This window comes from Cecembia calidifontis (genome assembly GCF_004216715.1).
In the GTDB taxonomy this organism is placed as follows: Bacteria; Bacteroidota; Bacteroidia; order Cytophagales; family Cyclobacteriaceae; genus Cecembia_A; species Cecembia_A calidifontis.
This window is the reverse complement of record NZ_SGXG01000001.1, coordinates 3,872,594-3,884,835: the sequence shown is the minus strand read 5'-3', so window position 1 is coordinate 3,884,835 and position 12,242 is coordinate 3,872,594. Positions and strand designations below refer to the sequence as shown.

Genomic DNA, 12,242 nt, shown 5'->3' with positions numbered 1-12,242 from the left:
ATTTGTCATTAACAATCACGTCAATATTTGTATTAAGAAATTTTACGATATTTCCATCTCCAAAATAGGGAAGGGGTTGCCCTGACTGTCCAGGGGATTTCTCTTTATTACCTGAAAACCCATTTTTTTATAAAACCGCACTGCCCGGAGATTTTGCTCATTGACATCCACGCGGGTGATTTTCTTTTCTGAGATGGCAAATTCCGTCAATTGTTTACCTATTCCCATTCCCTGGTAGTCCGGATGTATAAAAAGCATTTCAATTTTGTAATGGGATAAACCCAAAAAACCCACTTTTTCACCTTTCTCATTGTGAAAGGCATGCAGATCCACATGGGAAAAAATATTGCCTTCAAGGATAATCTGTTTGATTTCAAGAATTTTCTCCTCTGTCAAAAAATCATGGCTTGCCCTGACCGAGGCTTCCCAAATAGCCAATAAGACAGGGTGTTCTTCGGGATTATTGCTTTCTTTGATCATTTCCGCAGTTGCTTATTTTTACCCTGAAAGTACCCAAACTTTGATAAATACTTTACTCATGGTCCTGCATTTTTGATGGATGGTAAATCAAACAATCCGATCTCTAAATGCCTTGGCCACTGCCTCTGATTTTGAATTCACATGGAGTTTTTCATATATTTTTTTGATATGGCTTCTTACCGTGTCCATGGCAATAAACATTTCTGAGGCTATCATTTTGTAAGAGTATCCTTTTACAAGCAGTTGTAATACCTGTTTTTCCCTTTCGGAAAGGTTGTAGTCATTGTCAGCAGGTATATTGATCTGTGAAAACATTTTGAGTACCTGGGCTGCTACAGATGCCGTCATGGGTGCACCGCCAGTGGCCGCTTCCTGTATATATTCCAACAATTTGACAGGAGGGGTTTTTTTAAGGATGTAGCCGTTGGCCCCATTTTGAAGGGCTTCGAAAATGTTTTTGTTGTCATCAAATACTGTCAACATCAAGATACTTACCTGCGTGTTTTGTTGCCGGACAATCTTAAGGCCCTGAATACCGTTTACCCCTGGCATGTCTATATCCATAAGGATGACATCCGGTTTATAGGATTCGACTTCAAAAGCAATATTGGAACAGTTTTTAAATGCTCCCAAAACCCTAAATCCCTCGCTGCCATCGATCAACATGGTCAATCCTTCCCTGAGTTGGGGATTGTCTTCGTATATCAGAACTTTTACCATTTTGGTTTTTTAATTGTTTGTATGATACAAAGAAACCAGTGATTTTTTTGATTTTCAATCACATAAAAGGGGTATTTATTAAACATAAGAGGAAAACATCCAGTAAGCATTTCAGAAAAGGAATTGCAAAAACGGATAGTGACTAAGCCAAAGAAAATTTTGCTTTTGGCATAGGCAGAGGAGATTTGAATGACAATGTTCTGTGAATAGGTAGGGGATAGAAATCCCTAAAGAATCATAGATTTTATCTATCAAAAAAAAATTCAATTAACTGAATATTTTGGTAACTTGAGCATCAAATAATGAACACCATTAACAAAAAAAATTATGGATAACAAACATTCAAGTGGCGATATCAGTAAATGCCCTTTTCACAACGGTTCTATGGCTGCCGCTGCAGGCAGAGGCACACAGAACGTAGATTGGTGGCCTAACCAATTGAAATTGAACATCCTTCGTCAGCATTCCTCCCTTTCCAATCCAATGGATGAGGGATTTGATTATGCCAAAGAATTTCAGTCTTTGGATCTGGCTGAAGTAAAGAAGGACATCGAAAAAGTGCTCACGACCTCCCAAGATTGGTGGCCTGCGGATTATGGCCATTATGGTCCCTTTATGATCCGTATGGCATGGCACAGTGCAGGAACATACAGGGTTCAGGATGGCCGTGGGGGTGCAGGCACAGGTAATCAGCGTTTCGCTCCTTTGAATTCCTGGCCAGATAATGCCAACTTGGACAAAGCAAGATTGTTGCTTTGGCCTGTGAAGCAGAAGTATGGCAAAAAACTTTCCTGGGCTGACTTAATGATCCTTACAGGAAACGTTGCTTTGGAGTCCATGGGATTCAAAACCTTTGGATTTGGTGGCGGCCGTGAAGATATCTGGGAACCAGAGCAGGACATTTATTGGGGGTCAGAAAAAGAATGGGTTGCCCACCGTAATCCGGAAGCCCTGGAAAATCCTCTGGGAGCTACCGAAATGGGGCTTATCTACGTTAATCCGGAAGGACCTAATAAGGTGCCGGATCCGGTTTTGGCTGCCAAAGCCATTAGGGAAACTTTTGGCCGTATGGCTATGAATGATTATGAAACTGTTGCCCTAATTGCAGGCGGACATACCTTTGGGAAAACACACGGAGCTGCTGATCCTGGTAAATATGTTGGGCCTGAACCTGCTGCTGCCTCAATTGAAGAAATGAGTACAGGTTGGAACAGTACGTATGGAACAGGTCATGGTGCAGATACTATTACTTCAGGTCTGGAAGGTGCCTGGACTTCTACTCCTGCCAAGTGGGGTCATGATTACTTTAAATTCTTGTTTGAATATGAGTGGGAATTGACAGAAAGCCCTGCAGGAGCCCATCAATGGGTTGCTAAGAATGCAGAAGCCATCATTCCTGACGCGCATATCCCAGGAAAATTCCATAAACCATTTATGTTGACCACGGATTTGTCCATGAGATTTGATCCGGAGTATGAAAAAATCTCTAGAAGATTCTACGAAAATCCCGATGAATTTGCGGATGCTTTTGCAAGAGCATGGTTTAAATTGACACACCGTGATATGGGGCCAAAATCCCGTTATTTAGGCCCAGAAGTTCCGGCTGAAGATCTGATCTGGCAGGATCCTATTCCAGCAGTGAATCATCCTTTGGCAGATTCGAAAGACATTGAAGGTCTAAAAGCCAATATCCTCGCTTCAGGTTTGACTATAGCTGAATTGGTTTCAACTGCTTGGGCCTCTGCTTCTACGTTTAGAGGTTCCGATAAGCGAGGAGGTGCCAATGGAGCACGTATCCGTCTGGAACCTCAAAAGAACTGGGAGGCAAACAACCCAGCACAGTTGTCCAAAGTATTAGGAGTACTTTCCAGCATTCAGGAAGAATTTAACAGCACTGCTGGTGGCGGTAAAAAAATCTCCATGGCAGACTTGATCGTTTTGGGTGGTTGTGCAGCTGTTGAAAAAGCAGCCAAAGATGCCGGTTATGACGCAAAAGTTCCGTTCACTCCTGGCCGTACTGATGCCTCACAAGAGGAGACAGAAGTTGATTCTTTCGAGCACTTGAGACCTTGGGCTGATGGGTTCAGAAATTACATTCACGCTGATTGTGCAGTAAAAGCGGAAGATATGTTGGTAGATAAAGCCCAGTTGTTAACCTTGACCGCTCCCGAAATGACTGCCCTTGTGGGAGGCATGAGGGTTTTAGGTGCCAATTGGGATGGCGGAAAGCATGGGGTCTTTACAGCAACTCCCGGCAAATTGACCAATGACTTCTTCGTGAACTTACTTGACATGGGTACTACCTGGAGAGCCACCTCCGACAAACAGAATGTATTTGTTGGTAGTGACCGCAGAACTGGTGAACCTAAATGGACGGCAACCCGCGCTGATTTGATTTTTGGATCGAATTCAGAATTGAGGGCCTTGGCTGAAGTTTACGCGTGTGAAGACGGTAAGGCCAAATTCGTTAAGGACTTTGTTGCTGCCTGGGACAAAGTAATGAACCTTGACAGGTTTGATCTGGCCAAATAATCCATATTGAATCATTATCTAAAAAGGCGGTCCAAATGAAAGGATCGCCTTTTTTTTTATCAAATTCCCAATTCCAAAACCAACTCAGTTCCTTCTCCTTTCTCGGAGGTGATTTTGAGAAAAGCGCTAAAATAAAGAGCTAGATGCGGTTGCTCATTTGCATCCCATCCAAATCTTTATTTGTATTTTTGAGAATCCGACGTTTTCTGAAGAGTGACCCATTTACAAGGCAGGATAGAATAATTTTTTTTAGAGAATGAAAAAATTATGGCAGGAAAATTGTTAAACGTTTTGAAATTCTTGATTTCTTTGCGGCTCCAATTTTAAAAAACGCTCATTTATTCTTTATCCTTACCCAGAATCGGGTAAGTACACTATTTGTGATAACTATGAAAAAATACTTCAGCTTGCTGATTTTCTCATTTGCGGTAATGCTTATTTCCGCTCAGCTCAATGCCCAAACACTTTATGTCAATTCCAGTGGAGGGGCTAATCTTAGGAATGGTCCAGGCACCAATAATACTGTGGTGACTACTATCCCCCAGAATGGACAGGTAAGGGTTGTCAGTAAAGAAGGTTCTTGGACAAAAGTGCAATACAATGGAAATACAGGCTATATAAGCTCCTCACTTTTGTCTGAAAATCCAACCCGATCAAGCAACAATTCCCAAAGTTCTTCAGGCAATCGGAGTTCCAGCTCCCAATCACGAAGTGGGAACAGCAGGTCCTATTCCGGTTCAGGTTATACTACAGCTATAGGTTTGAGGGGTGGATTTACCTCCGGGATTTCCTTCAAACATTTTACTAATCCTAATGGGGCCATTGAACTGGTATTGGGATCCAGATGGCATGGGCTTTCATTATCGGGAATGTACCAATGGCATAAACCAGGAGCCTTTGGCGTACCTGAACTCTCTTGGGTATATGGGCTTGGTGCCAGAATTGGTTTCTATGATGGGTATTATTATTACTATCACCCCAAAAGAGGCAGGTGCAGGGACCCATGGGATCCAAGATGTGACCGCTATTATTACAACAGAAATTTTACGGCAGTAGGACTACTTGGAATTGGCGGATTGGAATATCAGTTTAGGGAAATTCCTATTTCCATCAGTTTAGATTTGATTCCCCATTTTTATTTCAACCATAGAGGAAGAAGTTTTATGGATGGCAGCGTGTCTGTAAGATATATCATCAAATAGGTCTTAAGATCTAGATTCTCTTGAACCCGGATAATGTATGAAGGTCAATAACAAAAAGCCCAATGCATATTCGGGTTCAATTTTTAACTATGGTATCCTGTTTCCAAACAGTAGTAAGTTCATCTGCAGTATTTTTCTATCAAATCCGAGTCTATACCTATCCTTTTGATACTTTTAAAGAGTAATTTTCCTAGTTGCTGAAGAAGGTAAAAGTAATTTGTCCGAGGGCGAACAAGAATGTTCGCTTTTTTTAAGATCAGTGAACATTAACCTGCCTATTTACCCAAATTTCACTTTTTATTGTTGGCATTGGATTGGATTCTTTTTTAGGTAAGTATTGCTTTAGCCTTTAAAATATCGGCTTTTTGTACACTAGGGCTTGATTTTAAAGTTGGGGCAATTTTCAAAAATCCTTTATAAACTGAATCGTATGTGGAAAAACTATTTAATTATTGGGTTTCGAAATCTTTTTAGAAACAAAACCTATTCGATCATTAATTTACTGGGTCTGTCTGTTGGTGTGGCAACAAGCATGTTACTGTTTTTTTATATTCAGCACCAGTTGGATATGGATAAGTTTCATGCTTCGAAAGATTCCATTTATAGGGTACTCCGTTCCTATGAATCAGGAGAGGACCTTAAGTTTTCTCCATCCTTGCCTTTGGCTTTGAAGCCTGTGTTAGAATCTAACTTTGGGGATGCAATGGTATATACCAGTATTCTCCCCAATAGTTTTTTAACAAAAACCGAAAATGGAGATGGTTTCAGGCAAGAAGTCACTATGGTAAGCCCTGGATTTTTTGAAATTTTCAGCTTTAAGATGCTCCAAGGGACGTTTCCAAAAAAATCAGAAAACAGGTATGAAGCCGTAATTTCGGAAAGTACATCCAAAAAATATTTTGGTTCCCAATCTCCCCTTGGTCAAAATTTACTGATAAGGGTTGCTGAAGAATTCATCAATTTTGAGGTAGTTGGATTAATTGAAGACAAACCCAATAATTCCAGCCTTGCTTATGAGGTGTTGATTCTTGATGATAATGTGGATTTACTCTATACCAAACAGCAGATAGAGCATTGGCATATGGCTTTTGGAGATGGATATTTGATGGTTAGGGACAATAATCAATTCCGTAATTTTGAATCTTCCATGAAGGCATATATCGCTAGGCTATTTAATGACAGTGATGAGCCAATTGACTATTTTTTTGAGCTACAACCCTTGGAAGATGTATATCTCAATACAGAAATTATGAGCGGCACAGCAGCTTCCATGAATCCTAAAATATTGTGGGTTCTCAGTGGAATCGGGGTATTGATCCTGTTGATTGCCTGTATCAATTATACTACCATGGCCTTGGGGAACTCCACTGTAAGGGCAAGAGAGGTTGGAGTGAGAAAGACAATGGGTGCAGGAAAATTTCAGCTTTTTGGCCAATTTATGGCAGAGTCAATTATTCTTACAGTATTTTCGGTTTGCGTGGGTATGATCTTGGCATTTGTTTTTCTTCCTACTTTTAATGATTGGTTGACCACCGAAGTGACTATCAATTTTTCATTGCCTCAAATCGGAATAATCTTAGGATTAAGTTTGGTGATTGCAGTTTTGGCCGGTTCTTACCCTTCTGTTTTTCTTGCTTCATTTTTGCCTATTCAGGTTTTAAAGTCAAACCTAAGTTTGAATTTCGGAAAACAAAGACTGAGGTTGACTTTACTTGGATTCCAGTTTTTTGTCTCAATTTTCCTAATTACCTGCACATTGATTATGCATAAACAAATGAGGACTATTGAAGACCACGACCTAGGATTTGATCACCATTCTATCGTCCAGATCAATATTCCTCCGCCGGCTTCTCAGGGATTGGCATCATTTATTGATAATGGTTTTGAATTTGCTTTACCATTTAAAAATGAAATCCTTAAGTATCCGGAAGTAGAGAGGGTTTCTTTAGCTACCGCTGTATATGGGGATAAATCCTGGTTTCAGGCAGGATTTGAAACTCCAGATGATAGGGAGGTAAATTTCAGTATCAATATAGTTGATGAGGATTTCCTGGAACTTTTTGGGCTAGAATTATTGGAAGGAAGGAACTTTTCCGCAATGGTACCATCCGACAAGAAGGGAGGCTTTATACTCAATGAATCCATGAAAAATGCGCTGGGTTGGGACGATGTATTGGATAAGGCATTGGAGAGTAAAAGGGGTTTTCCTGATAACAGGGCTGTTGGACTTGTAAAGGATTTCCATTTCGAAAGCCTGTATAACCCTATAAATCCTGGAATTTTGATTTTGGGTTATGAAAATATTTTTTCAGGACTTCATTCCCTTATGATGAATGATGACATGACTCCAAAAATTTTTGTAAAAATTATTGGAAATAATGTCCAGGAATCAATTGGTAAATTTGAAGATAAATGGAGAGCGCTTTATGGGACAGATCCATTTGAATATAGTATTTTGGATGATTCGATAGCAGTACAATACGAGCAGGACCGAAGTCTGAGCTCATTGGTAACCGTAGCATCTTTGATTGCCATCATCATTGCAGGAATGGGCTTGTTTGCCATGGTTTCATTGACAATTGCAGGGAGGTACAAGGAGATTGGTGTAAGAAAAGTATTGGGAGCTACAAGTTTTGAGATTTCACTGCTTTTCAATAGACAGTTTTTGAAAATCAATCTGATAGGAATAGTATTGGCACTTCCTGTTAGCTATTATTTAATGCAGCAGTGGTTGGCTAATTTCATTTTAAAAACTGAAATTTCATTCGGACTATTGTTTTTTTCTTTCCTGTTGGGATTGGGATTTTCTATCCTTATTGTAAGTATTCAAAGCCTAAGTGCTTCTCTTTTGAATCCAGTGGATACCCTGAAGAGCGAGTAAAGGGTACAATTTAAATTGAACAAATTGTCCAATTGGGCCGGGATGCAATCTTAAAGAAGAAAATCCCGGCCATAAATTACCCTTTACTCTCTTTTGGAGACTGCCTTATTTTGTTTTGGAAATAACTGAGAAAGAATCGATCCATTCTTCCAAGATACCGGCATTGTTTTGTTTTAAAAAGTCGCTAAGTCCTTCACCTTCAAGAATTTCGATTCTCCTTTTCAGTTCCTTTTTGAATTCTTCTGTGATAAAAAAAGCTGTTCTTTCAGATTTTTTCATTTCTTCCACCGGTTTCAGAAAAATAAGCCCATCATAGGCATCTGACATGAGGGTTTGCTTTTGCATGTTTAGCGCGTGATTTCCCAAATAGGGTGTTTTTCCAAATACATTGTTTTTCAGATCCAAACCAACAGGAAGTTGATTGTTGTTTAGAAATGCTCTTTCCCACAAGCCATTTGCCGCTTGTACCCAATTAAATTCAAAATTTTCCAGTCCTTCCGCCGAATTTTTTGATGGTTCGCCAACTCTTTTTTCTACAATTGAAAGGAATAAATTGTGAAAGCGGATGGAAAATGTCCTGCCAGGATTAAAATGATTGAAAAAAGTGTTGGTGTTCCAATAGGTTTCGCCTTCTTTATTTTTAATGTTTTTGTATGCATGTCTGGTATTGGTAAGAAAAACCCCTTTTTTGCCTTGATTGAAGTTTTCCATAGAAGTATTGATTTCATGGTACATGAAATAATCCCTGCTGTCCAAAGTTTTTAAAAATACATCATAGTCTCTTCTCGTTTCAATAGCTTTCCAATAAATAGGAGGGCTTACCGCTATTACCTGAAGTTTGTTTTTTAGAGATGGGGTTTGTCGGATATCCCAAATGACCGAGAGCAGATTGAGGTAGCTTTCATATGGCCATCCATATCCGCTGTAATCATTTTGAAAAACTTCATGGAGTAATGAGAAGTCTTTTTCTGGAGCTGCAAAAAATGCATCCAGATTGTCTTGGGTATCCATATGGAATACCTCAATAAAAATGAAATCCAGTTTTTCGGAAATGACCTTGTTTTTTATCATATCCTCATAAAATATGAATGGTTCAAGGGCACTATGGAATCCGTCGTCAAAAACCAATAGATCAGATTTTTCCAACCGATTTGTAACATAATCCATTGGCTTAGTTCCAAACTTATGGATGGCTTTTTCGAACTTTTTCAGATCATCCTGCTGTCCAAATGAATTTAAAGCAATCAGATACAAGAATACAAATGAAAAAATTCCAATATGATTATCCGCTTGTATACAAGTAGGGGCAAATGCTCGCAATAACAAGTCTATCAAAGAGTTTTTTACCAAAGTATCTTCGGTTTAGTTTATAACAGAATTCATTGAGATAGTTTTGAAGCATCTTTTCTGAAACCATATGGTACTTCTGTAAATCCCTTTTAAGGTTGCTTATTGCTATATGTGCCCATTTGAGGTTGAACTTTCCTTCTTTTGTGGAAGATAATTCGCTCACGTGAACATCGATACAATCTTCTAGGTTAGCATAAGTCGTACTTTCATCAGTTTGGAGCACGGCTTTTTTGTCAATCAGTCCTTTTATCAGTTTTTCGGCTGTTTTTGCCTTCAAGTTATCTATTTTGACCATCTTGAAATATCTGCAGCTTTTGTCCTTTTCTCCAGTAATTAGGTCTTCAAGAATAGATGATTCAGCCATAACAGCGACAGTAGCTTGTTTTTGGCTTCCACGGCCTTTCTTCAGCTTCGTCTTTTCCGAAGATTTTGTTGCCTTGCTTACAAAAGCCTCATCATATTCAACCATATCTTCTAGTTTATATTGGCTGTCACGTTTACCCATTGCTTCCCGGAGCTTGTGATACAGTCTGAAAACAGTCTCGTATCTGCTATGACCCATCTGCCTCTGTAGTTCAAGGCAGCTAAATCCCTTCTTGGTTGCGCTTACAAGAGTCATTGCAAGCAACCAAGTCCTCAATGGTAACTTGCTGTTTTCCATAATAGTACCATTTTTCAGTCCTGTCCTAAATTTACAATGTTTACATTGGAACATATTGAGAGAATTAAGCCAGTAGTGATCCTTGGAATTACAATTCTTGCAAATGACACCTTCTCTTTCCCTTTGTTCCTTCAAGTAATGGATGCAACTTGCCTCATCAGGATATCTTTCATTGAATTGTAGAATATTCATGGCCTTCTTATTTATTTACAGCCAATTAAACACTTACAATTCAGCCCTGAAAGTTATTGACACTTATTGTCAAAGTATAAAATTTGCCCACTTGTATGTAGGCGGATATTCATAAATTCCAATAAGAGGTTTTGAAGTGATGGATTTCATGGTCATAAATATACTTGGGGTAAATGGAAAAACCCACCAGGTATTACCTTTTAAAATCATCCATAAGGGCGGTTTTAGGTGTTATACTTGGCAGGTTTGGCCATGGATTACAAATCCACAGTTAGTCAGAGGTTGATTTCTAGGTTCTTTTTCAAGACAGCCTATTTTGGTCTACCATGGTGTATATCAGTTCGTCGGTTTTGACGAGGATGTTTTTGGCCAATAAGATTCCGGAACCAACAATAAAGAGGAAACTCTCTATCATCAACCAATTTGATCCAAAATCACCCAAATTGCCTTCCATCAGAATGGTCAGGATCCTGCTAAAAGCATAGCTTCCCCAAAACACCACCAAAAAGCCAAATGCCCATTCGTGTTTTTTGAACAAAAGGAAAATAAGCATAGCGCAAATGGATAATCCCACACCTCCATAAACCCCACGGATAGAACTTATGGCATCTGTGTTGTTCAGGTTTACCTGCACCATATCCATGACCTGTTGAGGAGAAAATATGGCCAATATGCTTACATAGAGTAGGCTCAATAGGGAAAAGATTACATAACCTTTCGTTGTTTTTTCAAAGATTTTGTTAGTTTTCATAATTTCTGAAATTGTGTTAGTATTTGATTTCTCTATAGATGGAAGTATTGGTTTTTGGGTTGTCCCAAGTTTTTTCATATTGCCAAAAATCACATCTTCGTGTGGTGATGCAACAGCTATTCTAAACAAATGAAACTGGATGCTCTTGAAAGCTGGTTTAAGTCCAAATTCAAAAGAGGGTAGGAATTGGATGAGATAGGAGATGAAAGCTCCTAAACGAGACGTTTTTGGCTTATTTTTCTTTTGAATATCTAAATCCGGAAGATGTCCAAACTTCCAGATTTCCGTTCAGATTATAGACTATTAAACCTTCAAGCTCAGGATCATTGTTGATCAGATAAATGGATTCTTCAAGGTCCAAAATCATACAGATTGTAGCTATGGCATCGGCTTTGACGCATCGGCTAGATATGATATGGTTTGCAAGGATTCCATTTGAAATAGGGAATCCAGTCCTTAAATCAATCAAATGGGAATGTTTGTTTCCTTTGGCATCCACATAGAACTTGTTCAGGTTGCCCGAACTTGAATAGGCGGTATTGTTAATATTCTGATTCAGTTTTTTTGAAAATTGTCTCTGGAATTCTGGAGGTAGGTTACTTAAAAAGTTCAAACTGTTTTTCCTTTTGCCTAAGCCATACGTCACACCATCTAACCCGAATTCTATATGGAAATTTTTTACCCCTTTTTTCAATAGGAAATCAGTTAGCAGGTCAATCAGGTATCCTTTATCCAGGTAATTTAAATCAAGCATAATACCCTGCTGGTTGGATTTGATCATACTTGTGCCTATTTCCACGTTTCTTATATCGCATAAGCGCATCAATTCTTCAACTTTTTCATGCGTCATCTGTCTCTGATTGGAGAATTCCCGTCCCCATCCTCTTATCAAAGGCAACATGGTATGACTAACCGCCCCACCTGATAAAAAATGGAAAAAATTAGATAATTCAATCAGGTTCTCCAAGTGGGAGGATGCATTGTCTATGCTGCCAAAACGGTTGAACCGTGAAATTTCAGAATTGGGAAGCTGTAGGTTGACTGCCAGATCAATTTCATGGATCAGCGAATCAATAGATTTTTCCAATCGTGGATCTCCTTCAAAAGAAATGGAATAGAAAACACCCAATGCTTTTCCTTCCATAAAAACATTGGATGCTTTTTCCTTAAAAAAATGTAGCCATACAATTAATGCAGAAAGGCTGAAAACAGTACCCCATAAGAAATATTTCAATGATCTACTTCTCATGTTAATTCTCCAAGAAATATTCACCCGCAATAGGCTTACAGTCATTGGTGTAATAAACAATATGTTTTCCGAAATCTTGGAATTTGGGTTTTCTAATCTCCAGTAAAGCAGGACAGTCAGCAAACAACTGACTAAAAGCCTTTTTGGAAAGAGGCATTTCCTCTAAAGGAGGTAAAAGGGACTGGGCTTTTACTTGGAATAAGGTAAATAGCCAGAATGCTAGG

Annotated in this window: 9 protein-coding genes; 3 read left to right on the top strand and 6 right to left on the bottom strand. The window is 39.1% G+C overall.

All coding sequences use genetic code 11. The features are described 5' to 3' along the window. Window positions 1-42: 42 nt before the first annotated feature. Both BC751_RS16670 and BC751_RS16665 read right to left on the bottom strand, forming a co-directional pair. Window positions 43-480: a GNAT family N-acetyltransferase gene (locus tag BC751_RS16670; protein ID WP_130276634.1), complete on the bottom strand. Its 438-nt coding sequence runs from the start codon at window positions 478-480 to the stop codon at window positions 43-45. Between the two features lie 87 nt (window positions 481-567). After that, window positions 568-1,200, bottom strand: coding sequence for a response regulator (locus tag BC751_RS16665; RefSeq protein ID WP_130276633.1), 633 nt, complete (start codon window positions 1,198-1,200; stop codon window positions 568-570). A gap of 327 nt (window positions 1,201-1,527) precedes the next feature. Between BC751_RS16665 and katG the strand changes: the two genes are divergently transcribed. The 3 genes from katG to BC751_RS16650 all read left to right on the top strand — a co-directional run bounded on the left by katG (window position 1,528) and on the right by BC751_RS16650 (window position 7,815). Next, the gene (katG, locus tag BC751_RS16660) at window positions 1,528-3,732 is read left to right on the top strand and encodes a catalase/peroxidase HPI (protein ID WP_130276632.1); all 2,205 of its coding nucleotides are present in this window, start codon (window positions 1,528-1,530) and stop codon (window positions 3,730-3,732) included. A 389-nt stretch (window positions 3,733-4,121) separates the two neighbouring features. After that, window positions 4,122-4,934, top strand: coding sequence for an SH3 domain-containing protein (locus tag BC751_RS16655; protein WP_130276631.1), 813 nt, complete (start codon window positions 4,122-4,124; stop codon window positions 4,932-4,934). Between the two features lie 430 nt (window positions 4,935-5,364). Continuing rightward, window positions 5,365-7,815 carry an ABC transporter permease gene (locus BC751_RS16650; RefSeq protein ID WP_130276630.1) on the top strand — a complete coding sequence of 817 codons (2,451 nt, stop codon included), beginning with the start codon at window positions 5,365-5,367 and terminating at the stop codon, window positions 7,813-7,815. 105 nt (window positions 7,816-7,920) lie between these two features. On the opposite strand, the gene BC751_RS16645 is transcribed toward BC751_RS16650, so the two are convergent. The 4 genes from BC751_RS16645 to BC751_RS16630 form a co-directional block, all read right to left on the bottom strand. Further along, window positions 7,921-8,982: a hypothetical protein gene (locus BC751_RS16645; RefSeq protein ID WP_130276629.1), complete on the bottom strand. Its 1,062-nt coding sequence runs from the start codon at window positions 8,980-8,982 to the stop codon at window positions 7,921-7,923. A gap of 115 nt (window positions 8,983-9,097) precedes the next feature. Next, window positions 9,098-10,018 carry an IS1595 family transposase gene (locus tag BC751_RS16640; RefSeq protein WP_130274191.1) on the bottom strand — a complete coding sequence of 307 codons (921 nt, stop codon included), beginning with the start codon at window positions 10,016-10,018 and terminating at the stop codon, window positions 9,098-9,100. A 301-nt stretch (window positions 10,019-10,319) separates the two neighbouring features. Continuing rightward, window positions 10,320-10,769 (bottom strand): DUF4345 domain-containing protein, encoded by a 450-nt coding sequence (locus BC751_RS16635; RefSeq protein ID WP_130276628.1) that lies wholly within the window; start codon window positions 10,767-10,769, stop codon window positions 10,320-10,322. Window positions 10,770-11,001: 232 nt separating this feature from the next. Beyond that, window positions 11,002-12,063, bottom strand: coding sequence for an FAD:protein FMN transferase (locus BC751_RS16630; RefSeq protein ID WP_130276627.1), 1,062 nt, complete (start codon window positions 12,061-12,063; stop codon window positions 11,002-11,004). Between the last annotated feature and the right edge of the window lie 179 nt (window positions 12,064-12,242).